Raw genomic sequence first — 26,391 nt, 5'->3', positions numbered from 1 at the left:
ATGTTCCATCCGTAACGATTCGGGAGGACGATATGATCGGCTATGTGACGCTGGGGACCAATGATCTCGCACGGGGGGCGGTATTTTACGATGCCATCGCGGCGGAGCTTGGCACCGCGCGGATGATGGAATGGGATGGCGCGATCGCCTGGGGCACGCCGGGCGGCGGTGCGGGGGTCGCGTTGATGAAGCCGTTCGACGGCAATGCCGCGAGCGTCGGCAATGGCGTGATGGTCGCGTTCGAGGCGAAGGACGAGGCGCAGGTCGACCGGCTCCACGCGATCGCGCTGGAACAGGGCGGGAGTTGCGAAGGCGCACCGGGACCGCGCGGTGACAGCTTCTACGCCGCCTATTTCCGCGATCCGGACGGGAACAAGCTCAATGCCTTCATCATGAAGGGGTAACGCTCAGTTGCCGGAGTCGGGCGATGGCGGGGCCGGTGGCGGCGCGGGCAGGTCCGCCGCCTGCCGTGCCTGCGCCTTGCGCTTGCGCAGATTCTCACGGAGCGCGGCGGCGAGGCGGGCCTTTTTGTCGGCGTCGGTCATGGCGCGGCGATAAACCGGGTCGCTGCGCCTTGACAATGGGGCGCTCCCGCGCGAAAGGGCCGCCTCCCAGCGTGGAACGGACCTTCCGCCCGCGCCGAGTGCTGCCGTAGCTCAGTGGTAGAGCGCATCCTTGGTAAGGCTGAGGTCGTGAGTTCAATCCTCACCGGCAGCACCATTCCCCGATAGAAAACAATGACTTAGCGCCACCCCTCAGGGGGCGTCGCGGGTCATTGGCGAATTTGGAAGCATATCGGAAGCAGCGGGCGGCGAAAGTTTCCCTGCTCTGGCGTAGGCCCGGCGGCCGTCCCGGGGACATTTTCGGAACGTGCAGGGTCCGATGGGGCCGAGGCACCCCGCGACAGGATCCCCCGATTCGGGCCGCGGCACTGGCAGCATCCAATGCCTGGAAGTTCATCGCGCGACGACGCCTCCTTCGGTCGATCGACGCAGCGGCCAACCATTCAACTTTGGGCGCCACGTGACCAGCACGGATCGAATATTCGGCATTTGGAAGATGTCTCATTCCGGATTGGAGAAATGCCCATCCCGTTAGGGGACTATTGAGAGTCCAACGAGACGAAGCCCGCCCCTTGCGAAGGTAAATTATGCAGTAATGCACAGAGTGCGAAGATTACGACAAACGCACTAAGTGTTGAATACAAAGCGAGATTTGACATTCGTCGTAGAATTTGGTGAAAACTCGCTCATATCAGCTCAGGTGACTTCCTTGAGAAGTAGTTCGCCCACGAGCCCTGTAGCGCCGCGTTGCGAACTGGCGGGTTGAGGACCCCATTTCCGCATCGGCGGGGGTGGGTATGCCTAGGTTCGCGATTGCCGAAACATTCGTGGAAAGCGCGCGCTCCGCAACGAGTGTCGATGTGCTCCGCGGCGCGCTGATCGACTGCTGCGAGGCGATGGGCATTCGGTACTTCGCGCTGACCCACCATATCGACTTTCGCCGCGAGGACGGCGCCGCAGTTCGAATCCACAACTACCCTTCCAGCTGGCAGGATTGGTTCGACGCGAACGGCCTGGGAAAATGCGACCCAATTCATCGCGCCTGCCACCTCGCCAGCGTAGGCTTTGCCTGGGCGAACGTCCCCGACATGATCAGGATGACACCCGAGGACCGCATCGTCCTGGATGAGGCGTACCGCGTCGGCATCGGTGACGGATTCACGATCCCGTCGAGCATACCCGGCGAGACGCTCGGCTCCTGCTCGTTCGCCGTTGGCGCCGGCGACGCCTTTCCAGAGGAATTCCAGTTCGTCTGCCAGCTAATCGGCGGTTTCGCCTTCGAGGCTGCGAGGCGGCTGTCCGGCGCGCGTGACTTCGCGGTAGAGAGCGCACCGATCCTGACCGACCGGCAGCGCGATTGCGTGCTCTGGGCGGCGCGCGGGAAGACCGACTGGGAAATATCGGTCATCCTGGGCGTGGGGCACGAAACGGTCATCCAGCACCTGAAGCATGCGCGGGAACGGTACGGCGTCCAAAAGCGCGCCTTGCTGGCCGTCCGCGCCCTGTTCGACGGTCTGATCAGCTTCTCCGACATCCTGCGGCACTGACGCTATCCCCATTTCTTGGAATACCCCGCCGAGTGCCTGATCGGGATGCTTGTCCCCTCGTCACCTCGAGGGGTTTGCTCCATGGTTCTTCTCGTCGACTCCACCGTCAACAGCATCGGCGACATGGTCTTCCAGTCGATGTTCGCCGCCCGGAAAAGCGTCTTCATCGATCTGCTCAAATGGGACCTGCCGGCCCTGGACGGCCGATTCGAAATCGACCAGTTCGATGACGAGCATGCCCGCTACCTAATCCTGACTGACCTCGACCATGAGCATCTGGCCTCGGCGAGGCTGTTGCCCACGACCCGGCCGCACATCCTGGACTCGCTGTTCCCCGCGCTCTGCGACGGTAATGTCCCGCGCGGGCCGCGCGTCTGGGAGATTACCCGCTTCTGCCTGGGCCGGCAGCTGCGCGCTCCGGAGCGGCGCCATAGGCGCAACCAGCTTGTCTCGGCCCTGGCAACGCACGCCCTCGAGACCGGGATCGATACCTATACCGGCGTCGCCGAGATGGCCTGGCTCCAGCAGATACTGGGCTTTGGCTGGCAATGCCGGGCGCTGGGCGAACCCCTACCCAGCGGGCGATCGCTGCTCGGAGCCCTCGAGATCACGATCACGCCGGCGACGCCGGCCGAGCTTGCGGCGGGCGGCGTGTGGTCGCCGATCATCGCGCACGAAATGCCGGCGCGCCGCGCCGCCAACGCCTGAGGTACTGCCATGACCGAAGATCCGACCGCCACGCCCGCCGGCTGTGACGCCGCCCTCGAATTGCTTAGGACTCAGGGGTGGTGCGCGATCCCCAATGCCTTGCCGCGCGACACAATCGAGGCGCTCGCCGCCGATCTCGCGCCGACCTATGAGGCGACGCCCTTTTGCGAGGGCGATTTCTATGGCGGTCGCACCAAGCGGTTCGGGAGCCTGTTGAAGCGCTCGCCACACGCCGCCGACCTCGCTCTCGAACCGCTGATCTTGGCCGTCGCCGATCGCACGCTCTCGCCGTGGTGCGATACGATTCAGCTGAACCTGATGCAGGCCATCGCGCTGCATCCCGGGGCGCCCGCCCAATTTCCGCACCGCGATCAGGATATGTGGCAGGGTGTGAAGGGCGAGGTCGAGTATCTGGTCAACGTCATGTGGCCGCTGACACCCTTCACAGTCGAGAATGGCGGCACGGTCCTCTATCCTGGCAGCCACGGGCGCGAGGCGCTGAACGAAACGATGCCCGAGCGCTCGGTCGTCGCCGAATTCGGACCCGGGGACGCGTTCCTGTTCCTCGGCTCGACGCTCCACGGCGCCGGCGCCAATCGGAGCGACGAGATCCGCAAGGCGGTCGTAGTCAGCTACTGCCTCGGATGGCTCAAGCCCTATGAAAACCAGTGGCTCGCCTATCCCCCCGCTGTCGCGCGCGGCTTCGCGCCGGAGCTCGCCGCCCTGGTCGGCTACCGTCAGCACCGCCCCAACCTCGGCAACTATGAGGGCGTATGCCCGTCCCTCCTCCTTACCGGCAACCTCCCCGAGCACATCGGCGCGGTGGACGCGCTCCGGCCCGACCAGGCCGAGGCCGTCACGGCCCACCGGCTCGGCCAGGAGGTCGACGCATGAGTCCGCTCCAGGCGATGGAGCGCAGCTACGCGACGTTGAAGCGCATGCTGCGCGAGGGCCGGTATGCACCGGGCGCGCGCCTGGAAGCCAATCGGCTCGCAGAGGAGCTGGGCGTCAGCATGACGCCGGTACGCGACGTCCTGCAACGGCTGGTCGGCGAGCACCTCGTCGAGGCAAGCGCCGGCGAGGGGTTCCATGTTCCGCGGCTCAGTGAAGCGGGGCTGCGCGACCTTTACGAGTGGCATTCCGCACTGGTGCTCATGGCGGTGCGGACCGCGCGAAACCCGCTCGTGATCGACGAGCCGGACGATGAAACGATCGCCGGAAGAACGGCGCTGCTGTTCGAACGAATCGGCGAGATGGCACCGAACCGCGAGATCCGTCTGGCGATTTCGAGCGTTGGCGACCGTCTGCATCCGTTCCGATTCATCGAGTCGGAGGTTCTTGAGCCCATCATCGGAGAACTCGACGAGCTTTCCGTCTTCGACAGCGCGCTCCCCCAAGCAATTCGGCGCTATCATCTTCGCAGGATGAAGGCGGTCGCAGAGCTAATCCGGCGGCGGGAAGCCATTTGATCGGCCGTTCGATTATAATCCGATTATAAACTTCTTATAACCGCCGGCTTGGCGAATCTTCTCTTGGTCGCATCTCGCGACAGGAGAATGACCATGGACCGCGAACCCAACGAATCCATCGACCTGATCGATCTCGGCGTCGCCAGCGTCGAGACCCAGGGCGCCCTCGACGGCAAGTATGACGTCGTCGGCCTCATCCCGCGCGAAGGCCTGTCGGACGACTGATCCGAGAGCGCCGGCCCGGCTCCGCGCCGGGCCGGCGCAACTCGATCACCCCAAGCCAACGCAAGACGGAGTGACTCCCATGCAAACCGAACACGACCAGGCGGTCGATCTCGTCGATCTCGGCGCGGCCAGCACCGAGACCCAGGGCGCGATGACCGGCAGCTTCGACGTCATCGGACTCATCGAGCACGATGGGTTGTCGGACGACTGATCCGCAGCCGGCGGCCCGGCTGCGCGCCGGGCCAGCCATCCACCAAGACGGAGAGCCATTATGAAAAGCGAAGAGGCGCAGGTCGCTGACCTGATCGATCTTGGCGCGGCCAGCGTCGAGACGCAGGGCAGTTGCACCGGCATGTTCGAAATCGTCGGGTACATCCTGCCCGAAGGCCTTTCGGACAACTGACCGCCCGCGGCGGCCGGCTCCGAGCGAGCTGGCGCCGCACCACCGAAGGGATCCGGCATCCGGAATGCTCTGGCGAATCTTGCCACACGCGACGGCCTGCGTCGCATCCGAAGCGCTGTTCTTGCTGGATATCCGGCAGGACCGCTATTTTCGCGTGCCCGCCGCTTCCGCCGGGGAGATGCTGGCCTGGCTCAATCGGAACTATGCGGGCGTCGTTCCCCAGACCGTGACCGACACGCTGGTCCGCGCGCGCATCTTGCGACAGGGCGATCCGGAGCCGACCAACGTGCTCAAGGAGCGCGTGACGATCCCGACCAGTCTCGCGCAAACCGACGCGCCCGCAGCTGGGAAGGAACATCCCGTTCGGGTCGCGGTGAGTGTTGCGGGCATGCGACTGTCGCTGCGCGTCTTCTCGCTGAACCATATACTGACCGGCATCCGAACGCGGGGCCCTCTGCCCCGGCGTGGTCCGGCGGCCCTCATCGAGGCCCAGGCGTTCGAGCGTGCCCGGCGGATGGTCCCGATCGCACGAAACTGCCTGCTCGATTCGCTTGCGCTCGAACAGTGGCTCGCGCGGAGGGGTATTGGGTCGCAGATCGTGTTCGGCATCGCGCCTGAACCGTTCGCGGCCCATTGCTGGCTCCAGACGGCCGATACCATCCTCAACGACAGCTTCGATCATGTATCGGGCTTCACGCCGATCCTCGCGATATGAACAGAGGGGCTTATCTGGCGTGCGTGGTAGTCCCGGGCCCGGAGGCAAATGAGCGCGCGCGCGGTCTCGCCGAAAGGCTGCGATCGCATGCGATGGTCGACCTGGTCGAGGGACCGGGCCTTCTCGTGATCGGAGATGCCAGAGCTGCGCATGTAGTCCTGCCGAATGGCGGCGGCATCCTATTCGGGCATCTGTTCGACCGGGAGAGTAGCGCGCGAGTCATCGAACCAGCGAAGCTTGGCCAACTCTCGGCGTCGGAACTCGTGAAATCCTATTGGGGCGGCTACGTCGCGATCCGGGCGCTGGGCGACCGGGTCGAGGTCATTCGCGATCCCTCGGGGACAGTCCCTTGCTATTACGCCGAGATCGAGGGTGTGCATGTCCTCACGTCCCGGCCGAATCTGCTGTTTGGCCCAGCGCTACTCGAACCTGTCATCGACTGGACGATCGTCACCCAGTCGCTGGTATTCCGAGACTTCCGGCCGGCGCGCACTTGCCTTCGCGGTATCAGCGAAGTTCTCCCTGGGATTGTGTTCGATCTGAACGATCGTGGCGCTTCGACGCATTGCGCCTGGTCGCCCTGGACATTCGCCGAGCCTGCGGTGCGCGTCACCGATAGGGCCGACGCGATCGCGTTGCTTCGCGATGTGGCATCGACGACGCTCGGGGCGTGGGCCGGATGCTTTGAACGGCCGCTGATCGAGATTTCCGGCGGCCTCGATTCCTCGATCGTTGCCGCCGGGATGCGCACAGGGCAATCGGAAGCGCATTGTCTCACCTTCGGCCCAGCCCCCGGCGACGCGAGCGAGCTGCCCTGGGCGCGGGCGGTCGCTGAGCTCCTGGGATATCCCCTTACCGAACTGGTCGCCGACGCCGCCACCGTCGACATCCGCCACAGCGATGCGCAGGATTTGCCGAGACCATGCGCGCGCTCATTCTCCCAAGCGCTCGATCGGCCGATCCAGGTGCTGGCCGCCGAGCTCCGCACCGATGCCTTTTTCGGCGGCGGTGGCGGGGACAGCATGTTCTGTCTCACCCATTCGGCATTTCCTTTGATTGATCGCCTCGCTGCCGAAGGTCTTGGCAAGGGTGTGTTCGAAACCGCTGGCGACATCGCCCAGATGACGCGGACCAACGTCTGGAAGGTATTCGCGGCCGCTGCCCGGCGCTGGCCCCGAAATCACTCCGCCATGCCCAAGCCGATGACCAATGCGTTTCTGGCACCCCATGTGCGAGACTGCCTGCCATGGCCCGAGGGAAATCCTTGGCTCGCGGCTCCCGCCGGAATTCCGCCGGGCAAGTGCAAGCACGTCTGGTCGATCATTGGAATCCAGAACCAGCTCGAAGGCTATGGCCGCGAAGCGATGGCGCCGTTGCTCGCGCCTTTGATGTCGCAGCCTATCGCGGAGATCTGCATCTCCATCCCGACCTGGTTCTGGTGCGCCGGCGGCAACAACCGTACCGTAGCGCGCGAAGCGTTTCGGGATCGGCTGCCCGCATCCGTTATCGACCGCCGCACCAAAGTCTCGTTCAGCAGCCTCGCCTACCGGATGATCCGGGCGAACATGACCATCATTCGCGAAATGCTCCTCGACGGCGCGCTCGCGCGGGAAGGGCTGCTCGATCGGGAGCGCATCACGAGATTTCTTGAGGGAACGATGGCGGACAGCGAGGCGCTCCCAGAAGTGATGGCGCTCGTGGAAGTCGAGGCATGGGTCCGCCACTGGGAAGGACGGTCACTTGGCTGACGCTGCCCGCAAAGCCCTCCACCGCGCGATCTCGGCAGCGCGCGAGGGATCGTCCGATTCAAGGCCGAGCAGCCAGAAATCGAACCAGGCGATGTTCCGCCCGTAAATGGCCAGGCGATGCGCCGGATGGTTCTTGGTGTGCCACTCGTCCGGATAGACATACATCTCGACCGGTGCGTTATGCGCCTTCAGCGCAGCAAAGGCCTCCTGGGCGATCCGGAATTCGCCATCCGGCAAATTCATCAGCAGCGGCACCCGAAGGTGAACCGCGTTGACCGCGAGCGACTGGGCTCGCCAGAATTCGCGACCATCTGCGCCCGCCGGTGGGTAGCCCACACCGTTCACCACGGTATTGCCATAGCCGGGGCCGGCATTGAACACGACGTTGGGATCATCGCAGCAAGTCGAGATGATCGCGGCCTTGAAGCGCGTCGAATTGTTGAGCGCAAACTGGACCGTGCTCGCCCCATCGCTCAGGCCGGTGATGCCGACCAGCTCGGGGTTCACGACCCCTTTTGCGATGGCGGTGTCGATCCCGGCGTCGAGTGCCGTGAAGATCCGGCGCCGTCCAGACCAGTTTCTGACCTTGACGCGCTGGGCGGCATCGTCGCTGGCCTTGGCCGCGGCCTCGGGAGCTTCGGCCGGCCACTGGAAATTGAGGACGGCATAGCCGCGCGCCGCGAGCAGCTGGATCGGATATTCGTCGCCCTGTCCGCCGCGCTGAAACCCACGTGAGATGTATTGGACGATGATGAGGGGATGGCGCTCACCGGCCCTGTGGTCCGGCGGCAGTGTCAGATCGCCATAGGTCCGGACGCCGTCGCGATCGGTCCAGGTCAGCCGCTCGACCTTGCCCAGCTGCACCTGAGCGAATTCCGGGTTGGGATCGAAGACCACGGCGTTGCGGCCTGTGGCCGGATCGAAGCGGACAAGGACGCGAGGCCCCGTAGCAGTTTCTCGCGCACAGATGAGCGCCGCGGCCGCAAGCCCACATCCGGGCAGAAAGTCCTCGGTCTCGAATAGCCGGCGCGGGCCCGGCTCGACGCCGGGGCGCCACCGATAAAGCGCGGTGCGGCCGCCATTGTCCGCGTTGCCGCCGCGCAGGATGAAGAGCGTATCCTGCCCGGTCCACCAGAGCCCGGCGATCGGCTCACGGCACGCTTCGCCTGAGCACACTATTTTCTTGCCGCCTACCTCGACGCGCAGCAAGGTCGGGCCGCGGGGCATATCGGCATGCTCGCTTGCCACCCATGCGCGTCCTCCGGTCGGGGAGATCGCGGTCGCCCCGGCGTCCTCGGGAAATCGTGCCGCGGCCTCGCCCTTCATCGCGGCGGCGTCATCGCTCGTGACAATCCGGCTCTTGCCGCTAGCGAGATCGAGGGCGTTGATCTCGGTCGCCAGCGGCAGCCGGGGTGTCGGACGCGCATAGGCGACCGACCAGAAGCGGTCGTCATAGAGATAGCCGGACCGGCCTTCGCGATCGATCTCGGCGACCTGGGCATCGAACATCCTGCGCGTCGTGAACAGCAGGCTTCTTCCGTCTTTGCTCCAGGCGAGGCTGCGCGGCTCGGTCGTGAGATTCGTAACCTGCTTTGCAGGCCCACCATCCAGTCCGACCTGCCAGATCTGGGTCTGACCCTTGTCCCGGCGCAGATAGGCAAGCGAGGATCCGTCGGGCGACCAGACCGGCGGCTCGGTGACCGGAAGGCCCGAGGGCACGCCGGTTACGCCGTAAGGATCGGTCATCGCCTGGATGAACTCACCCCCGACGTCGAGCAGCCTTGCCCGCGTTCGCCCGTCCAGAGGCACCAGCATCACGCCGAAACAATAGCTGTCGCTCTCTGGATCGGCGCGCCGCAAGATCAGCGCGGCATAACGACCATCCGGCGAGACGCTGAAGGATGGCCGTTTGGCGGTGTCGAACATCATCCCGAAGTCGCGCAACTCGATCAGATCGCGGGCGGCGATCGGCCTTTGGCCTGTTGCCGCCTCGGGGGGAGGCGGCAACAGGCGCTCGCTGCAGGCCATGGGCGTTGCGTGCGCCGCCATGGTCCAGCAGGAGATCAGGCCAAGCGCGGCCGAGCCGATCAGGTGCTTCACCACGACTTGGTGACCTGCAGCGCGACGAAGCGGCCCATCGGATTCGCATTCTCGCCATCGAAGCCAACCGCGAGGGTGCCCACGACATAGCTCACATATGGCGGGTCGGAATCGAACAGGTTGCTCGCATTGAGCGCGACCCGAAGCCCCTTGAACGGACCCGAGGGCTGCTGGAAGGTGTAGCTCAGGTTGAGGTCGAACGTCGTCCAGGACGAGACGCGCTGCGCCGGGGTTACGGTCCGGTTCTGATATCCATCGGCATAGTTGACGAACAGCGCCGCGCCGAAGCCGCCCTTGTTCCAGGTCGCATGCCCCCGAACCCTGAGATCGATTGGATTGCCGACCGTATCGACAACATCGACCGGCGCCGATGTCGCCGTCAGCTGCTGATTGATCCCGAAGATGTAGGTCGCGTTCGCGCCGACCGAGGCGTTCCCGCCGCCGAGACCGAAATCATATTGCAGGTCGAGGTCGAGCCCCGACTGCTTCACGATCGACAGGTTGCGCGTCCGCGCGTCCGCGATCGCAACAATCGGCGCGGTGCTCGGGATGCCGGTCAGGTCGAGATAATAGGGCGAGGCGAACAGCTCGGCGATCCGCGCCGCCGGCGGGTTGAAGGTCAGGATCGGCGCATAGATGTCTCGGTTGATGAGATAGTTGGTCACGCTCGACGCGACCGACGCGATCCGGTCGCGGTAATTTACGCTGAACCAGGTGACGCCTGCCCGCAGCCCCGGCAATGCCGCAGGTTTCAGGTCCGCGCCCAGCGTCCAGGTGGTTGCGCGCTCGGGCCCTAGGTCGGGGTCGTTGCCGCGGATGACCATGATGTTGGACATGCCGGTTGGCGATTGGGGATCGACCACCGGATAGGCGAACTGACCAAAGGTATCCGGGTCCTGGCGCAACTCGGTGACTCCAGGCGCGCGGAAGGACTTGCCGAAGCTGCCGCGCAGCGTGACGCCACCGAGCGGCTCCCAGGCCATGCTGACCTTCGGGTTCGTCGTGCTGCCGAAATCGCTGTAATGCTCGGTCCGAACCGCCGCCGACAGATCGAGGCGGCGGAACAGCGGCACCGACATCGCCTCCGCGAATACCGGGATCCGCAGTTCGGCATAGGCGCCTTTGACGATCCGGGGCCCGGGAAGCGGAGTCAGCGCATTGGCGCGAGGCGCCAGTGTCGAGGTGTAGGAGATATTCTCGCGGTCGCGGTAGCGATCCTCGCGATACTCCCCGCCTACGGCGAGACGCACGTCACCCGCCGGCAGGGCGAAGAGCGGCCCGTCTGCGCGCACCGCCGCCGACCAGACCACGGCGTCCCAGCGACGCTTGGTGTAGCCCCGGATCGACTCGATCGTTGCCGGATTGGTCGAGGGTCCGTCGCCCAACAGATTATAGGCCGTCGCCGGATTGGTGTCTGCCAGCGCCAGCGCGAGGCGCGCCGAGTTGACGCGGTTCAGATAGTCGTAGCGCTCGTCCTGCTTGCCCCAGGTCGCATGGCCGTCGACCGACCAGGTCCCCAGCGTGAGTTCAAGGCCCGCGGTCCCGCCATAAGCACGCACGTCGCCGCGATAGCGCTCGTTGCCGAGGTCCCGAACGAAGCTGTAGTTGACGCCGATCGGCAGATGCGTCCCGATCGGATCGACGTAGTAAGGGTTGGTGACCGGGACCGTGCGGCGCGTATCGGTTCCGCTGCGGACCGCGACGTCGAAATTGCGCAAGGTCGCGAGCCCTCGCACGTAGAAGCGCAGGTTGCTGGTCAGATTCTGGCTGAGCGACACGAACAACGAGTGACGCTCTTGCTCCGGGAGAATGTCGACCCCGTCCCACCCATCGCCGCGATTGATCGCCCCCCGTGTCAGCTGCGCCGGGGTGAGGCCGTTGCCGAACTGCCCGCGCGGGATCGCGAAGTTGACGCCGCCCGCGACGATCGTGCCAGGGCTCGCATAATTGCCGCGATAGTCCCCGCCGCCGAAGGGCCGCAGATCGTCGGTGATATAGGGCCGGTCGTCGGCGGAGAGGTTGTCGCGACGGTAGAATTCATACGCGACCACCGCACGTCCGCTGGACCATTTGACCCCGAACAGCTGGCTGAACTGATATTCCTGCGCGTCGCCGTCGGCAGTCCCGATCCGGAAGCTGGTTTCGGCACCGCGGAAATTGTCGCGGGTGACGACGTTGACTACGCCAGCCACTGCATCGGAGCCGTAGATCGCCGAAGAGCCGTCCGGCACGATTTCGACGCGCTCGATCGCCGAGGCGGGGATGACGGAAAGGTCGGAAAAGGTGCCCGAAAACCCGCCCAGTGGCGGCCTGTCCCCGTTGATGAGGACGAGGGTCGAACCCTGACCAAGACCGCGCAGATTGACGCCGACTCCGCGGCTGACATTCCCATTGCCGGCGCCGGTGATCAGCCCGCTCATTCCCTCAATGGCGCCGCCGCTGAAGTTCTGCGGGATCGACTGGACGATCTGCTGCGTGGTGGAAAAGCCATTGTCGGCCATCGCCTTGCGATCGACCGTGATTACCGGAACCCCCACCGGGCCCTGGCCGCGGATTCGCGTGCCGGTGACGAGAATTTCGCCACCACCTTCAGTGGGTTCGTTTCCCTCCTGGCCGACATCATCTCGTTGCACGACCAGCGTGGTCCCGACCAGGACCACCCGCAAGCGGCTGCCGCGCAGCAGCTGCGACACCGCCTGATCGGCTCGGTAACGGCCCTTCAGCGCGGGCGCGCGAAGCCCGGCGACCAGCTCAGTCGGCACGATGACCTGGGTGCCCGATTGCTGCGCGACTGCCCGCAAGGCGATGCCGAGGTCCTGGCTCGGCATGTCGAAGTCACGGGCGTCCTCCTGCGCGAGCGCCGACGGCACGATCATCACCATCGCCGTGCCGGCAAGCGCCAGCGCACCCAATTTCCCCACTCTCATGTATCGCTCCCCATTCATGCGCCGCCGATTGGGCGGTCTGGGGTGCGAGACGAGGTTGCGCGGAAAACCCGCCCGAAATTATTTCGTGGCGATGACGATCATGCGCGCCGGAGGATCAGATCACCTTGCGGCGATTGCTCGACCCGCAGCGAAAAGGCTGCGGCGAGGGCGGCGGCGAGTTCGTCGACGGGCAGCGGCCGGAACCCGCCGGTCAAGCGCTGCGCGGCCAGCGAAGGGTCGCCCAGGCGGATCTTGCGCTGGGAGTAGCGGTTGGTCTGTTCGAGCACGTCGCCCAGCGGCACGCCGTCAAAGTCGAGCATCCCGGAGACCCATTGCTGTAGCCCGGGCGATGCCTTGACCACCTCCGCGCGGCGCGCGCGGTCGGTGAAGCACTCGCCGGGCGCGAGCCGCGTGACCGCGGCGACGCCCCCCGCGGGCGCGATGCCGCGGACTTCGACCGAACCGCGAAGCAGGCTGACCCGCACTCCTCCCGGCTCGAACCCGACATCGAACATCGTCCCGAGCGCAGTGACGGTCCGACCGGCTGCCTCGACCCGGAACGGGCGCGCGGCGTCGTGCGCGACATCGAAGCGCGCGCGTCCGCGCACCAGCCGGACCTGGCGCAAATCCTTCGTCAGGCGCACCTCGATTGCGCTGTCCGTGTCGAGCGTCACTGTCGTTCCGTCGGCAAGCTTCACGCTGCGGATCTCGCCGACCCGTGTCGACTGAGGCTGGGCTGCCGCCATCTGCGGGGTATCCCCACCCTCATTGGGTGAGCGGAAGAACCACAGGCCACCAAGGACGACGAGGACCAATGCGATCGCCGCAAAGGCTGGGCGGGCTCCTGGCATCTCCCAAATCGGGGGCCGCCGTTCGGGAAGCCGGCGATTACGCCCCATCTCCGTGTCGGCGATCCCGCCTGCAGTCAGCCAGCGCGCGCCGGCCTCCTCATAGGCCCTGGCATGTGCTGGATGAGCCGCGTGCCAGCGCTCGAACTCGGCGCGAAACTTCTCCGCGTCGGGGCTGCGCATCCGCGCGAACCAGATCCCGGCTTGCTTCATGTCCGCTACGCTGAGGCTATCCTCCGTTCCCGGACTAGGCATCAGTCCTTGCCCGCGTGCTGAAGAAGCATCGTCATTGCCTTGGCCATCTGTTTCTCGACACCCGATACGGACATTCCCGTCCGTTCGGCAATCTCGTTATAGCTTAGACCGTCCAGGCGATGCGCCATGAATATTTCCCGAGTCTTGGGCTTCATCCGACGCATTACCGCCTCGACGCGCGCGAGACTATCGCGAGCTTCAAGTCGGGCCACTTCATTTGCCGCCGAAATGGCGTCTTCATCAAACGGAACATGCAGCAGCTCGCCCCGGCCGAACGCGCTCTTTGCACGGTCGCGCAGCAGGTTGCGAGCCACCTGACGCAAAAAGGCGCGCGGACGCGCGATCGGCTCGCTGCGCGACTGCTCGCTCTGGGCCAGGCGTAGAAAGGCCTCCTGGGCAAGGTCGCCGGCATCGTCCGGGTTGGACCGGAAGCGGGTGATGAACCGGACCAGCGCGTGGCGCTCATTGCGGTAGATCATCTCGAGCGCGAGCGGCGCCGCGCTACCCCCGTCGGTGTCGCCGTGCGCAGGCAGGTTCGAGGGGCTGGGCGGCGACATCAGTCCCCCCGGCATCCCAAGTTTTCATCGCTCCGCTCAGCCATGGCACCACGCCCCGTTCCTCGAATGCGAAGCGGTCCGGCAAAAGCCGGGTGTTGAGAACAAGTTTGAGGACTTGCGCCGACGCCTTTAGCCGCGAACGGCCTGAACATGCGCGTCGACCACCCGGCCGCGAGTGCCTGGATAGGGATCTCAAACGAGGTTCTCACGCCTCGGCGCCGCACTTTCAGCGGCGCGTTCCAAGACTAGGATTGGAACGGTTCAAAAGGCAAGCCAATTGGGAAATCCAACAATCGCAACCACTTCGGACAAATCTGCCCCGTCATGGCGACCGTCAGGTCGCCCGCGCCGAAGGCATTGAGAAAGGGATGCACCCTTGCAGGCGGACGGCCGTCGCGGCGGCGTGCGCGCGGGCCTGTGGGCCAGCCGCCGCCGTGACCTCCGGCCGATCGCAAGCGTGCCACGCGGGCCCAAAAAGCGCGCGGACCCCGACGCCTTTGCAAGAAGGCGCGGAGCACGCACCGCTGGTCTCCCGCGTTCCACCGAGCAGTGTTGAATTGCATCGACCTTGAGAAGGTTCAGGCATGGCAAGGCGAGCAAGAACGTGGCAGATTTCCGCTGACCGGCCTGACCATGCTGAAGTGGCCGGTCCTCAAGCGACTGATCCAGGCACATAACCACCCCATTTCTTGGAATGGCTTCATGACGCTACACGCCGGATTGTAGCGTTTGCGCGATCGCCAGCCGGAGCACGGTCCATCGGCGCGCGCGGGAGCGGGGATGATCGAAGTTCATTTGCTTCGCTATGCGCTGGCGGCGGCCGACAGCGGCAGCTTCAGCCAGGCCGCGGGACGGTTCGGCGTAAAGCAATCGACGCTCAGCAAGCACATCCTGTATCTGGAGGACCGGCTCGGCGTCGCGCTGTTCCGCCGTTCGAGCCGTGGTGTGGTGCCGACCGACCCGGGCCTCAGCATTCTCCGCAAGGCCCGCCAGATCGTCGAGGATATCGACGCGCTCGACCGCGACTGCGCGGCGATCGCGCGCGGTGCGGCCGGCCAATTGCGGTTTGGATTCCACGGATCGCTTGGCAGCGGCGACCTTTCGGCGGTCATTCGCGATTTTCGCGCGGCCTGGCCCGACGTCGAGCTGGCGGCGCGTGAGCGAAGCCGGTCGCGGCTGCTCCGCGCCGTGGAGCGCGACCAGCTCGACGTCGCGGTCATCAGCGGCCAGGCGCAACGGCCCGGAATCCGCTCGCTGTCCTTCTGGAGCGAGCAGGTAATGATCGGGCTCGATCGCAGCGATCCGCTTTGCGCGCGGGATCCGCTCTATTGGACTGACCTGCGCGGCGCGACCTTCATCGTCAGCAAGGTCGATCCCGGGCCCTTCCTCAATGATCTGGTCGCATCGCGGCTTTCGGGGGCCGGCTTCGGGCCCAGCGTCAAGGTCCAGGACGTTCGCCGCGAAAACCTCTTCTCCTTCGCCGGAAATGGCTGCGTGATCGTCACGACCGGCGTCGCGCGCCAGGACGAGGAGTTGATGCTGCGCCCGGTGCACGACGCATTCGGCCCCACCTATCTCGAGCAGGCGATCCACTGGCGCCGCGACAATAACAGCGCTGCCCTCAGGCACTTTCTCGAGATGCTGGCGCGCCGCTATGGAAGGCCGCTGCCGGCGCACTGAATGGCGCCAGATGTTCGAAGGGCCGCCGCGCAGGGGGGAAGCGCGGCGACCCTTCCCGCTTGCCGGCCGTCCCAGGGGGCGCGGGACGGCCGGAGCGGATCAGCGAAGGCTGGTGATCGTGCTGGTCGCCTGGTTGCCGACGGCGATCGCACTCACCTGATTGCCGGTGAGCGCGAAGCGACTGCCGGACATCGCGGTCAGCGGCATGGTGAGGCTGCCCGTCGCGATTGCCGACACCGGGCCGTAGTTGACCTGGCTGCTGACGATCGCCGCACTGGCGGGACTCCCCGGCGACACACCGAGCGTGTTGGTCGCATTGTTGCCCGTGGCCGCCGCCGTCACGCTGTTGCCGTCGATCGTCATCGATGCCTGGCTCATGCCGGCGAGCGGCCCGTTGAACGCGGCGCCGGTCAGGCCGTGCGACACGGCGGTCACGCTGCCATAGTTGGTCTGGGCGTTGAGCAGCGGCGCGCCCGCCTCCGCCCAGATCTCGAACCGGCTTGCCTCGGCCGTTGCGGGTCCGGCGAGCAGGATGGTCCCGCGCACGTCCAGCACATTGTCGGCGACATTGCCGCTCGCCAGCGCGCGGGCTGCGTTGTCGGTGATCGAGAGCGACGAACCATCGATCGTCGCAGGAAGCGACGAGGCGCGATAGCCGGCGTCGAGCGACGCGGTCGCCGCGACCCCCGCCGTGTTCATCTGCATGCTGCCGAGGCCGCCCGCCACACCTTCGCCGCCGACCGTATCGATTTCGACCTGGTTCGCAGCCCGGTTCGCCACGGCTTCGGCGACGGTCATATTCTCGCCGATCTCGAAGCGCGACGCGGCCAGCCCGATCCCGGCATCGCCGTTCGAGATCATGGTGGTGGCGTCGGCGGCGATGCTGCCGCCGGCGAACTGGAGGTTGCCGAGGACGAAGTCGCCCGAGATTCCAGGACTGCTGACGATCGAGACCCGCGCGCTCCGCCCGGTCAGCGCGCCCGAGGAGGCCGCATCGACCGAGAGCCGATTGTCGGCTTCGTTGATGCCGGCATAGGCCTGGTTGCTGTTGTCCTTGAGCGATACGCTCGAGCCGGACAGCGAACCCGGGGCGACGAGGGCCTGGTCGGCCGCAGCCCGCCCGATCACCTGGCCATATTGCGCCGAGGACAGCGCCGCCCCCGGCGCACGGACATCGGTTCCGCCGAGACCGACCGCTTCCAGCGACAGGCGATTGGCGGCGGTGTTGCCCATGATCGTCGAGGCGAGGTCATTGCCCTCGACGACGTAGCGCGACCCATAGGTGCGGAAGTCGCCGAGCATGCCGAACCGGCCCGACACGGCGCTGTTGATGCCGACCGCATCGGCCTGCGATCCGGACAGGCCGAGCGTCTGGCTGCTGGCGAGCGCATAATCGGCGGCGGCGCCATAGCCTTCCGGCAGTGGCCCCGCGACCGCGTCGTCATGGCCGCTGCCATTGGCGAAGAGGGTGCCGTTCACGGTCATCGCGTTCGACGCCGAATCGCCGATCGCGGTTCCGGAGAGCCCGTTGTCCCGAACCGACAGGTCGGAGTCGCGCACGGTCGCCGGCAGCGCGATCACGACCCCGAGCGGCGTATCCGCGTTACCCGCCTTGACCTGGATCTCGCCATTGCCGCTCTGGACATTGTTGAGATCGGCGCTGGTGCGCAGCGCCGACGCTGCGAGGCCGAGCGTGTTGGTCGCGCCGTTGCCGGTCGCGGCCGCGCTCACCGAATTGCCGTCGGCAGTGAGCGCCGAGCGCTCGACGGGACCGAGCACGCCGAGCTTGAGCGCACTCGTCGAGACGGCGCCGATGCGCGATTGCCCGAAGTCCTGGACATTCTGGACGCCGAACGCGGCGGTGACGCTGACGCTGTTGTCGAACCCGGTCGAAGCGGTACCGACGGGCCCCGATCCCGGCAGGCCGAACGTGTCGATCGCAGCCGCCTCGACGCCCAGCTGGTTGCTCTCGGCGAGGTTGGCGATCGCCACGGCGCGCGCCGCATTGTCCGACAGTGACGCTTGCGAATCCGATGCGACGCCGAGGATGTTGGTGCGGATGCCTCCGACCGTGCCCGCCTCGACATCGGCATCGCCGGCGCGCTGCACGCTGGTCAGGTTGGCGACGGCGCCGGTCCCCGACACGGAGCCGATCCGCAGCGACATGGCGTTGGCGGAATGGTTGCCATAGCCACCGGCCAGGAGGGTATCGCCCTCGTGCCGGGCGCTCGACTGGGTGAGCGCGCCATTGACCACCAGATGGAACGGGTCCGACCCCTCATCGTCACCGGCGCGGACCGTGACCGTGCCGCCCTGTTCCTGGTGGCTGAGAGTCGCGAAGGTCGCCGACACAGCCGGGTCACCGGTGGCCGGGCTCGGGACCAGCGAGGCGGCTCCGCCGCTCCCCGTGGCGGGGGCAGTCGCGCCGGTCACCGCGAAGTCGCTGGCGAAGGCATTGCCATAGCCGAGCGCCCGGACGAGGTTGCCGGTCATCGCAATGTCGCTGCCGGTGGCTGCGCCGACGCCGATCCGGACCGCGGCGAGGTCGGTCGCCGTGACCGCCGACCGACTGTCGTTCGACTGGAAGCCGAGGATGCCGCCTGCGGCCGGCGCCTCGAGGCCGCCCAGCGACAATGACGCCGTGGCATCGTTGCCGAGCGCCTGCGCGTCGAGACGGTTGTCGGAAACCACGGCGCTGCTGCCACGGCTGGTGTCGGTGTTGAGACCGAGCATGCCGCCGATGCTGATGGCGCTGGCGATCGACGAGGCGCCGCGCTGCGTGGTGATCAGCAGAGCGTCGCCATCGGCGGTGATGCCGCTGTTCTCGGAAGCTAGATGCGTGGCGATGGGCCCGCTGCTCGGATCGGCCGCGTCGATCTCGAGGTCGCTGGCTGCGCGATTGGCGCGGACCGACGCGCTGACGTTGTTCGCGCTCAGTGCGGTGTCGGACGCCTCGGCCGCTGGGGCGGCCATCACGATTTCGAACCCGCTGGTGTCGGAGAGCGCGCGGCTATGGTCGGCGCGCTGATGGGTGGTGGCGACGCGAGTGCCGTTGACCTGGTCGGCGGACTGGGCGGCGGCAGGCGAGACCGCCAGCATGGCGGCGAGGGCGAAGGTGGCGCCACCCAGCATCAGCGAGGTGCGCGAACGGGAAATGTGGGACATGAGGATACTCCGGCTTTTCTTGGGGGAAGGCATTCGGTCGGGGAAATCGGCTGCGGTGTCGGCGCCTCCCGGGTTCGAGGGGTGGCTTGGCTCAGCCGCCGACGCGCAACCGCGCCAGGTCCTGCGCGCCGGGATCGCCGGGATGGACGCTCGTGTCGGACGGCGCGGGCCGCCAGCGCAGTGCGACGCGATCCCGGGCGATGCCGCGCGCGGCAAGCGCGTCGACGACCGCAGCGATTCGCTGGTCGGTCAGGGCATCGCGCTTGGCCGGCTCGAGCACTTCGATGTCCCGCCCGGAAATACTAAGTTCGACCGGGGCCGCACGGGCTGCCCCGGCGGCGCGGTCGAGCGCGGCCAGCGCCGCGCCGCCGAGGACCGACGATCCGGGCTCGAACATGAGCGCAACGCCCTCGCCGCTTCCCGGCCTCGACCGCGCCGCGCTATTGAGCGCGGCGCCTTCGGCCGCGCCGCCGGAGGGCGGCGCGGATCGCTCCGCGAAGCGGATCGGCGGAAGCGTGACCGACGGGTTCCATGACTGCATCGCGATGCAGCCCGCAGGATCGACGCCGGCGACCGCGCCCACCAGCCGCATCGTCGCTTCCTCGAGCACGGTGCGGATACCGAGCTGCAACGGTTCCTGCCCCTTGGCGCCAACATTCACGTCGAACAGCTCGGAGCCGAAGAAGCGGAAGGTGTTGAAGCCGACTTCATAGCCGGTGAATTGCTTGGTCAGGCTGACTGTCCTGGCGACCAGCAGCGAACGGGTATCGACGATGCGCAAATCGATCGCGACCGATTGGGTATAGGTGCGCAGCTTGGGGCCGACCTGTCCCACACGCACTTCCGCGCCGCCCGAGCGGATATTGTAGTTGAGCTCAGTGATGCCGCCGACGATGTAATAGTCAGAGGCGGCGATGCTCCCGCCATAATAGGGCAACCACGGCACGCTCGATGCGCCGTCCGCGCCGCGCACCGCATGAGCGCTGCCGTCGCCGAGCTGGCGGCGATCGGTATAGCCAAGCTCGCGTTCGCCGATCGTCGGATCGAAGCGCTCAGCCAGCGTCACCGGGCCGGCCAGCTTGCCCAGCGCCGAGGAGACCATGAGCGCGCCGCCCTGGGTGATCGCGGTGCCTTCGTTGACCGAATATTTGCCGGTGAAGTCGCGGACGTCGCCGACCGCGATTACCAGACGGGGCCGCGAAGCTGCCGAGAGCTGGGCATTGAAGCACGCGAACGCCGGGTCCATCGGCGTGCGGTTGTCCCGTGCGGCGGCACCGGTCAGCACGGGCTCTTCGCCGGGCGCCAGGCGTTGCTGGGTCAGGCTGACGCAGCCGCCCAGCGCTGGAAGCAGCAGGCTTGAGATCAGGAAGCGCGAACGGCTGCGCGCGCGGGCAGGATGCGCGGGCATCAGTTGATCGCCCCAAAGCCGCACGCGGTGCTGTCCTGGACGCTCGCGCGCTGGTCGCCCGAATTGGACTGCGAGGAGTTGAGCGCCTGCCAGGCAGGTCCGTCGGCGGTCGCGGCGGTGGACCCGATCGCAGTCGAGGCGACCGGGCCGAGGTTGCGCTGATCGAGCGCGAGATCGGCGCGATCCCCGGCAGAGGCGGAATTCTGGTTGCCGGTCGCGGCCGAAGTGGCGCCGGTCACCGTGGGAGATTTGGCGACTGCGCTCTGCGCGCCGCTGTTGCCCACCGCGCTCGCCGCCACCGAACAATTATACTGACGTGCGATCGTCGTGTTGTAGACGGGGGCCGCGTAGAGTCCCCCGCGGGCCCGGGCGATCAGGTCGGCCACGGCGGCCCGCGCGGCCAGATCCTGGGGTGCCTCGAACTGCCAGGCTCGGTTCTCGCCGACCTCCTGCGCCAATGCCGGCGTTGCGGCCAGCGAGGCGAGCAGCATTGCAGCTGCACCCAGGCGCAGCCGGCGCCGAACCAAGAAATCGAACCCCTTCAACATGACGATGCTCCTTTTGCCGGCGCGGAAGCGCGGCGTCGGGGGCAAGGAAAAGAGGACGGAAATCCGGAGCCGCAACAGCTTTCGGCACCGGTCGTACCCTGGCGTGGAAGTAGAAAGCCGCGGCGGGGCGACGCGGGCGCGAACGCCTCGGGCAGTTGCGCATCAGGCGCGGTACCAAGTGGCACGCGCCGCGAGTCGCAGTCACTATCGGTCCCGCTGCGGCCCCCGCTTGCGAGACGATGGACGGGTCGTCATCCTCGCGGTGTGAAGCACCATTATGTTCCTCAATTTCTGCTGCGGCGTTGGGCGAATGCCCAGGGCAAGGTGCAGAATCTCAGCGTCCGCTACGGTCGTGTCGTGTGCAGCGCGAGGACGCCCGAATATACCGGGTACGAGAACGGGCTCTACGCCATCGTCGCGGCCTCGCTGGGGCTCTCGCCCGATCATCTCGAGCGCAGCTTCTTCAGCCCGATCGACAATAATGCCGCCAAGGTGCTCGAAAAGTTCGAGCAGCATGCCGAGATCAGCGCCGACGATCATCGTGCCTGGACGCTCTTCCTCAGTTCGCTCCGCATCCGACAGCCCGACGTGCTGGCGCATTTGCGCAAGCAAGGCCTCGCACTGCTGAAATCAGTCCTTGCGGAGCGCGACAAGGATACGCTGCCGGAAGGTTGGCCATCGACCGAGGCATGGTTCGCCGAGCATTTCCCCGGCGCGCTCGATGCGGCGCCTTTGCTCCACTGGCTGCCGGGCATGATCCGCCAGGACGGCGTGATGGATGCGTTCGCCGGGCTGCGCTGGTGGTTCCGGGAGTTCGATCCGGCGGATCCCAGCCTGCTTCTGTCGGATTTGCCGATTCACTGGGAAGGCGGCTTTCACCAGCCGGGCTTCATGATCCAGCTGCCTGTCGGACCTCACCGGGTCTTTTTCGGCGCTCGGTCGGCCGCCACCGAGCAGTTTCTCGATCAGTTGCCCGCCGCCGACCTGATCGCGCGGATCAACCGGACCTCGATCGCCGCATCGACCGACAGGCTCTGGGCCTCAAACGGGCCCGAAGCGCTGGCGATGATCGAGGCCAATCTCGATATCATGGGCGCCAATGTCACGCCGTTCGGGTCGATCATGCCGGCCGCGTGAGTGCCGCAGGCAGCCGACGCCCAGGTCAGCGATCTCCGCTGCGCGGCGTCAGGCCGACCCGCACCTCGACGGTGGGCAGGTCCAATGGCCGCCGCGGCAGGCAACCGGGCTCGCCCTCGGCCTTCTCGACAAGCGCCGCATAGGGGTCGCCGACCCGGAGCGAGAGCGCGTCATAGGTCAGCCAATCGGCAAGCGAACGCGACGCCGCGGCGACGACCTCCATGCGCAGCCGGGTGCCGGTTCCCTTGTGCTCGGAAAGGTCGGCGACCAGCTGGGTCGGGATCACGGGAACGCCGCGCCCGCCCAGGGGCGGTGCATGGAAGAAGTAAACGCTCCATTCCGTCTGTGCCTGAAGCGCCAGCCGCTGCTTGCGGTCGATCGCGAACGAGGCCTGCCAGGCCGGCTGCTCCTTGGCCTTCTTGTTGCGGTGTAGCCGCTTTGCCTGGACGAGCGTGACGCGCCGCCCCAGCGAGATGCCGTCGAGCATCGGGTCGACGATCAGGCACAGGTCGGCCGAGAAACTCTTGGCGCCCTTTACCCCAGTGTCGCCCTCCTCGCCGCGATCGATATTGCGGTACTGCATGCTGACCGAGGCGCGGCGCGGTGCCGCTGCCGCGCGCGCCATCGCCTCAAGCGCAGCATCGAGATCTGAGAAGCGCAGCGCCAGTTCGCTGCTGGCCCTGCCATTGCCCGCCGAGCTGCCGCCCTTCGCCGAAGACTATTTCGCCTTCGAGCATATTTCGTCGAGCCGGGCCACGCATATGAACCGGCTCATCGATCTGACGAACGACCGACATCAAGAATTTGGAAAGCCGGCGCGCCGCGATCCTCGTTCGTGGCAATCTGAAATACAGGCCGGACCGAAATGCGGATTGGGTCGAAGTCCATCGGGACCGGGTGTTCGTCGTGAGCGACGTTCACGACGGATGGGCGAGGATCATTCCGTCATGGGCCTATGCCGTCCCAGACACACAGTAGGGACCAAAGGTCAGCGCGCCGCCTGCTTGATCTTCGCGAATTCGCGGTCGGCCGCCATGAACTGGGCGAGCATCGGCACGATCAGCTTGGCAGGGCCTTGCGATGCCTGGCCGGTCTGCGCGGCATGGGCCTCGGCATAGGCGGTCAGGTCGCGATAGACGTCGGCGGGCATGTCGATCGACAGCTTGACCGGCTTGTCGTCGGCGATCGGTCCCAATCTCAACGTCATTTCGAGCCTCCATCGCCCGAGGAAAACACGATGTCGCGAGTCACGAGCACGCGCAGCTGGGCCCCGGGCCGGATGGTCAACGTCGGCTGCACGCCCATCTGGCGGCGGACAAGGTCCTGACCGGTCCGCCCGATCGACTGCGAGCTGCCCTGCCGCAGCGCCCGGACGAGATCGTCATCGTCACTGCTTCCGACCTCGGTGCCGACACTGAGCAATGTCGAGATCAGCGCGGCGCGAAGCATGCCGCCCCAATGCTGGTTCACGCGGTCCTCAAGCCCCGAATAGCCGGCGGCGTCGGCGCCGGGCAATCGGTCGAGCTGGAGCGATCGGCCGTCGGGCAGGATGAGACGATCCCAGGCAAGCAGCACGCGGTTCTGGCCGAACGAGACCTGCGAGTCATATTCGCCCATGAGCCTGCTGCCCTGCGGGATGAGCAGGTGACTGCCGGTCACGCTGTCATACACGTTCTGTGTGACCTGGGCCGTGATCGTACCCGGCAAGTCCGATCGGATGCCGGTGATCAACGCGGCGGCAATGATGCTTCCCGCCTGGACGGTATAAGGCGAGCCGGGCTGCGATACGCGGTAGCTGCTCTCGGTCGCGCCCCTGTCGGAGGGGCGCAGGAAATCCCGCTTCGCGGCCTGGTCGGTGCCGGCGGCAGCCGATGGCGCAGGCGGCGAGACGGCGGTAGCGGCTGAAGCCAGTGCCAAGGGCGGCGCGGCACCGGTAGCGGTCGCCGCGGTGGTGCTTTCGCCGCCTATGAATACCTTGCTGGTGCGCGCCGCATCGCGTTCCTGCCGCACGCGCTCCCTTGCCGACTGTGCCGCGTTCGCGCCGGACGCGGGGGCCGGAGACGGCGCTCCCATAGGCGGCGGCTGAACATCGACGCCGCGCTGCTGCGCCGACAGGATCGGCCGGCCCAGGTCGCCGGGAAGCGGTGGCCCGAGCTTGGGAACCTGCGAATAGTCCTTGGGCGCACCGGCAAGGCTGTCCGAGGTTGTGCGATTGTCGGTCGCGTAGAGCTCGGTCTGGGTCTTGGGCGCCGACGGCTGGAGCGCGTAGATCAGCGCGCCGCCGATGCCGGCAGTTGCCACCAGCCCGACCCCGGCCAGCGCCTTGCGCGACAATCGCATCACGCGCGGCGGGTCGCCGCGCAGGCGCAGATCGGCCGCACCCAGCGGAGCGGGCTCGGCAGGCGCGCTCATTTCGACTTCTCCCGGCGCGTCCCGACCTGGCGGAGGATGCGCACGCGCTGCTCGGACTTGCCGGCGGCGAGGCGCAGCTCGGCGCCGTCGAACAGGCGATCCACGACGAGATAGCGGCCACGGACACGGTAGTTGACCAGCTCGCCCTGCCCCTTCGCTCCGGCGATGAACAGCGGTGGCAGATCGCTCTGGCCAATCGTCGGCGGGAGTTCGATGAACACCTGCCGGCCATCGTCGAAGGCGCGCAGAGGACGCCAGGCGGGACGGTCGCCTTCGATCGCGTAGCGAAAATTGAGCGCGTCGATATCGACGCCCGACACCCCCGGCACCACCGCCGCCGCTTCCCGGTTGCGCGCCGCGAGCGCGATCAGCGCATCCTGTGGATAGGTCCAGGACACCGACGCCATATAGGTGTCGGGCGTCGAGCGCAGCTCGACATGATAGGTGCGGCGGTCGGTGTTGATGACCAGGTTGGTGACGAGACCGCTCCGGGTCGGCTTCACGAGGATGTGGACCCGCTGGCCTGCGCCTGCGCCGCTCACCGTGTCGCCGATGATCCACCGGACGGTATCGCCTGCGGCCACCGGGCCGGGTCCGACCAGCTGCTCGCCCTCCTGCAGGGCGATGTCGGTCACTTGGCCTGGTGCAGCATAGAGCTGATAGAGCGCGCCTTCGGCCCAGGGGTAGAGCTGGATCGCGTTGAGGAAACCCTCGCGGACCGGCTGCATGCGCGCCGCGGCGTTCGCCGTGCCCACCCGCGTCTTCGGATCGGCGGCTTCGGGGGATACCGGCGCCGGCAACGGCTTCAGCTGGCCGGGCAATGGCAGGGGGTCGGGAATCCGGACGATCTCGACCGGGCGAGGCTGGTCGGGCTCGGGCACCGCGGCCGGCGCCGCGTCGAACCCGCGCGCGGGGACCTGCGCATGCGATGGCGAGCAGGCGGCGAGCGGCAGTGCCGCGCACAGCAGGGGCCATATGGCCCGGCGATAAGGGATCATTACGAGAGCTCCTTCGACCAGTTGAGGGCATTCACGAAGACGCCGAGCGGGTTCTTGCGCAGGGCATCGGGCGTGCGGGGGGTCTGGATCACGATGGTGGCGATCGCCGACCAGCGTTCGGTCGCGGCGAGGCTGCCGTCCTGGTAGCGGCGTTCGGTCCACGAGATGCGGAAGCTGTTGTCCGAGGCGCGGATCACGCTCGACACCTCGATCGAAACCTGGACCTTGCCGACCTGGGTGAACGGGTCGCTGTTGCGGGCGTAATCGTTGAGCGCGAGCGCGCCCTTGGCGGTGGTGAAGTCATAGGCGCGCAGCCAGCTCTGGCGCAGCACCACCGGGTCGGCCGGAATGGTGCGGACATTCTCGATGAAGCGCGCGAGGTGATAGGCGATCTGCGGGTCGCTTGGATGATAGGCGGCATCGGCCGGCGCGACCGCCTGGGCCTCGCCGAGCTTGTCGACCTGCACTATCCACGGCGTGATCGTCCCGCGCATCGCCATGCCGATCAGGCCGGAGATCGAGAGCGCGAGGAGCGCCAGCGCCGCGAAACAGGCCAGCCGCCAGCTTTGTGCCTGGACGCGGGCCGAGCCGATCCGGTCATCCCATTCCTGCCCGGCGCGCTGATAGGGCGTCTCGGGCTCGGGCGTCGCGCCGTAGCGCACAGTCGATCGTCGGAACATTGCAACTCACTCCTTGTCGGTCACGCTGACGGAAGCGCCGGGACCCCGGCTGTCGCCGCCGCGCAGCGTATGGGTCGCGACGGTCGCGCCGTGGACCATCGCCTGATGGCGCCGCATCGACTTGGCCCAGGCCGGGGGCTCGCTGCGCGGCGCCTCGGCTGGCGCGGTCGCCGATGCCTCCTCGGAAGCCGGCGCGGCTGCCGGCTGCGGCGTCTCGGCCTGCGGCTTGGGGACCCCGCCGCTGTCGCGCTCGACCGGCCCGGTGCCGGTCTGCGGCTTGGGCACGCCGCCCGAATCC

At 66.9% G+C, this 26,391-nt stretch carries 25 protein-coding genes, 1 tRNA gene and 1 pseudogene; 13 read left to right on the top strand and 14 right to left on the bottom strand.

Going from position 1 to position 26,391, the window contains the following annotated elements; genetic code table 11:
* Positions 1-32 precede the first annotated feature (32 nt).
* Entirely contained in the window at positions 33-404 is a 372-nt protein-coding gene (locus tag KYX69_RS18590) for a VOC family protein (RefSeq protein ID WP_300500053.1), read from the top strand.
* 3 nt (positions 405-407) lie between these two features.
* On the opposite strand, the gene KYX69_RS18585 is transcribed toward KYX69_RS18590, so the two are convergent.
* Positions 408-545 carry a hypothetical protein gene (locus KYX69_RS18585; RefSeq protein WP_300500051.1) on the bottom strand — a complete coding sequence of 46 codons (138 nt, stop codon included), beginning with the start codon at positions 543-545 and terminating at the stop codon, positions 408-410.
* 100 nt (positions 546-645) lie between these two features.
* On the opposite strand from KYX69_RS18585, the gene KYX69_RS18580 reads away from it, so the two are divergent.
* The 10 genes from KYX69_RS18580 to KYX69_RS18535 all read left to right on the top strand — a co-directional run bounded on the left by KYX69_RS18580 (position 646) and on the right by KYX69_RS18535 (position 7,378).
* Positions 646-720, top strand: a tRNA-Thr gene (locus KYX69_RS18580).
* A gap of 703 nt (positions 721-1,423) precedes the next feature.
* Positions 1,424-2,110, top strand: coding sequence for a LuxR family transcriptional regulator (locus tag KYX69_RS18575; RefSeq protein ID WP_300500048.1), 687 nt, complete (start codon positions 1,424-1,426; stop codon positions 2,108-2,110).
* A gap of 81 nt (positions 2,111-2,191) precedes the next feature.
* Positions 2,192-2,818 (top strand): acyl-homoserine-lactone synthase, encoded by a 627-nt coding sequence (locus KYX69_RS18570; RefSeq protein ID WP_300500045.1) that lies wholly within the window; start codon positions 2,192-2,194, stop codon positions 2,816-2,818.
* Positions 2,819-2,827: 9 nt separating this feature from the next.
* A complete protein-coding gene (locus KYX69_RS18565) occupies positions 2,828-3,712 on the top strand; it encodes a phytanoyl-CoA dioxygenase family protein (RefSeq protein ID WP_300500042.1) in 885 nt (294 codons plus the stop codon).
* Entirely contained in the window at positions 3,709-4,287 is a 579-nt protein-coding gene (locus KYX69_RS18560; RefSeq protein WP_300500039.1) for a GntR family transcriptional regulator, read from the top strand. The genes KYX69_RS18565 and KYX69_RS18560 overlap by 4 nt, the downstream gene beginning before the upstream one ends.
* A 93-nt stretch (positions 4,288-4,380) precedes the next feature.
* Positions 4,381-4,512: a benenodin family lasso peptide gene (locus tag KYX69_RS18555; protein WP_300500037.1), complete on the top strand. Its 132-nt coding sequence runs from the start codon at positions 4,381-4,383 to the stop codon at positions 4,510-4,512.
* Between the two features lie 79 nt (positions 4,513-4,591).
* Entirely contained in the window at positions 4,592-4,723 is a 132-nt protein-coding gene (locus KYX69_RS18550) for a benenodin family lasso peptide (RefSeq protein ID WP_300500034.1), read from the top strand.
* A gap of 60 nt (positions 4,724-4,783) precedes the next feature.
* Positions 4,784-4,915, top strand: a complete 132-nt coding sequence (locus KYX69_RS18545) for a benenodin family lasso peptide (RefSeq protein WP_300500031.1) — start codon at positions 4,784-4,786, stop codon at positions 4,913-4,915.
* 64 nt (positions 4,916-4,979) lie between these two features.
* A complete protein-coding gene (locus KYX69_RS18540) occupies positions 4,980-5,630 on the top strand; it encodes a lasso peptide biosynthesis B2 protein (RefSeq protein ID WP_300500028.1) in 651 nt (216 codons plus the stop codon).
* 92 nt (positions 5,631-5,722) lie between these two features.
* Entirely contained in the window at positions 5,723-7,378 is a 1,656-nt protein-coding gene (locus KYX69_RS18535; RefSeq protein ID WP_300500025.1) for an asparagine synthetase B family protein, read from the top strand.
* Here KYX69_RS18535 and KYX69_RS18530 read toward each other — a convergent pair.
* The 4 genes from KYX69_RS18530 to KYX69_RS18515 all read right to left on the bottom strand — a co-directional run bounded on the left by KYX69_RS18530 (position 7,367) and on the right by KYX69_RS18515 (position 14,065).
* Positions 7,367-9,478, bottom strand: a complete 2,112-nt coding sequence (locus KYX69_RS18530; protein WP_300500022.1) for an Atxe2 family lasso peptide isopeptidase — start codon at positions 9,476-9,478, stop codon at positions 7,367-7,369. The two genes, KYX69_RS18535 and KYX69_RS18530, sit on opposite strands and share 12 nt — an antisense overlap.
* Positions 9,475-12,405, bottom strand: a complete 2,931-nt coding sequence (locus tag KYX69_RS18525; protein ID WP_300500019.1) for a TonB-dependent receptor — start codon at positions 12,403-12,405, stop codon at positions 9,475-9,477. The genes KYX69_RS18530 and KYX69_RS18525 overlap by 4 nt, the downstream gene beginning before the upstream one ends.
* Positions 12,406-12,503: 98 nt before the next feature.
* Positions 12,504-13,466, bottom strand: a complete 963-nt coding sequence (locus KYX69_RS18520) for a FecR family protein (RefSeq protein ID WP_300500016.1) — start codon at positions 13,464-13,466, stop codon at positions 12,504-12,506.
* 41 nt (positions 13,467-13,507) lie between these two features.
* Positions 13,508-14,065 carry a sigma-70 family RNA polymerase sigma factor gene (locus KYX69_RS18515; protein WP_300500013.1) on the bottom strand — a complete coding sequence of 186 codons (558 nt, stop codon included), beginning with the start codon at positions 14,063-14,065 and terminating at the stop codon, positions 13,508-13,510.
* Positions 14,066-14,845: 780 nt separating this feature from the next.
* Between KYX69_RS18515 and KYX69_RS18510 the strand changes: the two genes are divergently transcribed.
* Positions 14,846-15,745, top strand: coding sequence for a LysR family transcriptional regulator (locus tag KYX69_RS18510; RefSeq protein WP_300500010.1), 900 nt, complete (start codon positions 14,846-14,848; stop codon positions 15,743-15,745).
* Positions 15,746-15,844: 99 nt separating this feature from the next.
* Here the strand turns inward: KYX69_RS18510 and KYX69_RS18505 are convergent, their stop codons facing one another.
* The 3 genes from KYX69_RS18505 to KYX69_RS18495 form a co-directional block, all read right to left on the bottom strand.
* Positions 15,845-18,910: a hypothetical protein gene (locus tag KYX69_RS18505; protein WP_300500007.1), complete on the bottom strand. Its 3,066-nt coding sequence runs from the start codon at positions 18,908-18,910 to the stop codon at positions 15,845-15,847.
* A gap of 91 nt (positions 18,911-19,001) precedes the next feature.
* The gene (locus tag KYX69_RS18500) at positions 19,002-20,318 is read right to left on the bottom strand and encodes a CsgG/HfaB family protein (protein WP_300500005.1); all 1,317 of its coding nucleotides are present in this window, start codon (positions 20,316-20,318) and stop codon (positions 19,002-19,004) included.
* Positions 20,318-20,866, bottom strand: coding sequence for a hypothetical protein (locus tag KYX69_RS18495; protein WP_300500003.1), 549 nt, complete (start codon positions 20,864-20,866; stop codon positions 20,318-20,320). The genes KYX69_RS18500 and KYX69_RS18495 overlap by 1 nt, the downstream gene beginning before the upstream one ends.
* Positions 20,867-21,130: 264 nt before the next feature.
* On the opposite strand from KYX69_RS18495, the gene KYX69_RS18490 reads away from it, so the two are divergent.
* Positions 21,131-22,003, top strand: coding sequence for a DUF4238 domain-containing protein (locus tag KYX69_RS18490; protein ID WP_300500000.1), 873 nt, complete (start codon positions 21,131-21,133; stop codon positions 22,001-22,003).
* Between the two features lie 25 nt (positions 22,004-22,028).
* On the opposite strand, the gene KYX69_RS18485 is transcribed toward KYX69_RS18490, so the two are convergent.
* The 6 genes and pseudogenes from KYX69_RS18485 to KYX69_RS18460 all read right to left on the bottom strand — a co-directional run.
* The gene (locus tag KYX69_RS18485; RefSeq protein WP_300499997.1) at positions 22,029-22,628 is read right to left on the bottom strand and encodes a hypothetical protein; all 600 of its coding nucleotides are present in this window, start codon (positions 22,626-22,628) and stop codon (positions 22,029-22,031) included.
* 363 nt (positions 22,629-22,991) lie between these two features.
* On the bottom strand, positions 22,992-23,210 hold the full coding sequence (locus KYX69_RS18480) for a DUF2274 domain-containing protein (RefSeq protein ID WP_300499994.1): 219 nt from the start codon (positions 23,208-23,210) through the stop codon (positions 22,992-22,994).
* Positions 23,207-24,415, bottom strand: a complete 1,209-nt coding sequence (locus tag KYX69_RS18475) for a TrbI/VirB10 family protein (protein WP_300499992.1) — start codon at positions 24,413-24,415, stop codon at positions 23,207-23,209. Before KYX69_RS18475 ends, KYX69_RS18480 begins: the two co-directional genes overlap by 4 nt.
* Positions 24,412-25,413: a P-type conjugative transfer protein TrbG gene (gene trbG / locus KYX69_RS18470; protein ID WP_300499989.1), complete on the bottom strand. Its 1,002-nt coding sequence runs from the start codon at positions 25,411-25,413 to the stop codon at positions 24,412-24,414. Before trbG ends, KYX69_RS18475 begins: the two co-directional genes overlap by 4 nt.
* Complete coding sequence (trbF, locus tag KYX69_RS18465; protein ID WP_300499987.1) at positions 25,413-26,093, bottom strand: conjugal transfer protein TrbF; 681 nt, start codon at positions 26,091-26,093, stop codon at positions 25,413-25,415. The genes trbG and trbF overlap by 1 nt, the downstream gene beginning before the upstream one ends.
* A gap of 6 nt (positions 26,094-26,099) precedes the next feature.
* Positions 26,100-26,391: pseudogene (locus KYX69_RS18460) on the bottom strand (hypothetical protein); the annotation flags it as partial.

The organism is Sphingomonas sp., from assembly GCF_030145815.1.
Lineage (GTDB): Bacteria > Pseudomonadota > Alphaproteobacteria > Sphingomonadales > Sphingomonadaceae > Sphingomonas.
The sequence above is the reverse complement of the archived record's forward strand: the minus strand, read 5'-3'. Positions and strand labels throughout refer to the sequence as shown.

Coding starts and splice junctions, on each gene's coding strand:
- KYX69_RS18590 (WP_300500053.1), top strand. CDS start 33: ATGATCGGCTATGTGACGCTGGGGACCAATGATCTCGCACGGGGGGCG.
- KYX69_RS18585 (WP_300500051.1), bottom strand. CDS start 545: ATGACCGACGCCGACAAAAAGGCCCGCCTCGCCGCCGCGCTCCGTGAG.
- KYX69_RS18570 (WP_300500045.1), top strand. CDS start 2,192: ATGGTTCTTCTCGTCGACTCCACCGTCAACAGCATCGGCGACATGGTC.
- KYX69_RS18565 (WP_300500042.1), top strand. CDS start 2,828: ATGACCGAAGATCCGACCGCCACGCCCGCCGGCTGTGACGCCGCCCTC.
- KYX69_RS18560 (WP_300500039.1), top strand. CDS start 3,709: ATGAGTCCGCTCCAGGCGATGGAGCGCAGCTACGCGACGTTGAAGCGC.
- KYX69_RS18555 (WP_300500037.1), top strand. CDS start 4,381: ATGGACCGCGAACCCAACGAATCCATCGACCTGATCGATCTCGGCGTC.
- KYX69_RS18550 (WP_300500034.1), top strand. CDS start 4,592: ATGCAAACCGAACACGACCAGGCGGTCGATCTCGTCGATCTCGGCGCG.
- KYX69_RS18545 (WP_300500031.1), top strand. CDS start 4,784: ATGAAAAGCGAAGAGGCGCAGGTCGCTGACCTGATCGATCTTGGCGCG.
- KYX69_RS18540 (WP_300500028.1), top strand. CDS start 4,980: ATGCTCTGGCGAATCTTGCCACACGCGACGGCCTGCGTCGCATCCGAA.
- KYX69_RS18535 (WP_300500025.1), top strand. CDS start 5,723: ATGGTCGACCTGGTCGAGGGACCGGGCCTTCTCGTGATCGGAGATGCC.
- KYX69_RS18525 (WP_300500019.1), bottom strand. CDS start 12,405: ATGAGAGTGGGGAAATTGGGTGCGCTGGCGCTTGCCGGCACGGCGATG.
- KYX69_RS18520 (WP_300500016.1), bottom strand. CDS start 13,466: ATGAAGCAAGCCGGGATCTGGTTCGCGCGGATGCGCAGCCCCGACGCG.
- KYX69_RS18515 (WP_300500013.1), bottom strand. CDS start 14,065: ATGTCGCCGCCCAGCCCCTCGAACCTGCCTGCGCACGGCGACACCGAC.
- KYX69_RS18510 (WP_300500010.1), top strand. CDS start 14,846: ATGATCGAAGTTCATTTGCTTCGCTATGCGCTGGCGGCGGCCGACAGC.
- KYX69_RS18505 (WP_300500007.1), bottom strand. CDS start 18,910: ATGTCCCACATTTCCCGTTCGCGCACCTCGCTGATGCTGGGTGGCGCC.
- KYX69_RS18500 (WP_300500005.1), bottom strand. CDS start 20,318: ATGCCCGCGCATCCTGCCCGCGCGCGCAGCCGTTCGCGCTTCCTGATC.
- KYX69_RS18495 (WP_300500003.1), bottom strand. CDS start 20,866: ATGTTGAAGGGGTTCGATTTCTTGGTTCGGCGCCGGCTGCGCCTGGGT.
- KYX69_RS18485 (WP_300499997.1), bottom strand. CDS start 22,628: ATGGCGCGCGCGGCAGCGGCACCGCGCCGCGCCTCGGTCAGCATGCAG.
- KYX69_RS18480 (WP_300499994.1), bottom strand. CDS start 23,210: ATGACGTTGAGATTGGGACCGATCGCCGACGACAAGCCGGTCAAGCTG.
- KYX69_RS18475 (WP_300499992.1), bottom strand. CDS start 24,415: ATGAGCGCGCCTGCCGAGCCCGCTCCGCTGGGTGCGGCCGATCTGCGC.
- trbG (WP_300499989.1), bottom strand. CDS start 25,413: ATGATCCCTTATCGCCGGGCCATATGGCCCCTGCTGTGCGCGGCACTG.
- trbF (WP_300499987.1), bottom strand. CDS start 26,093: ATGTTCCGACGATCGACTGTGCGCTACGGCGCGACGCCCGAGCCCGAG.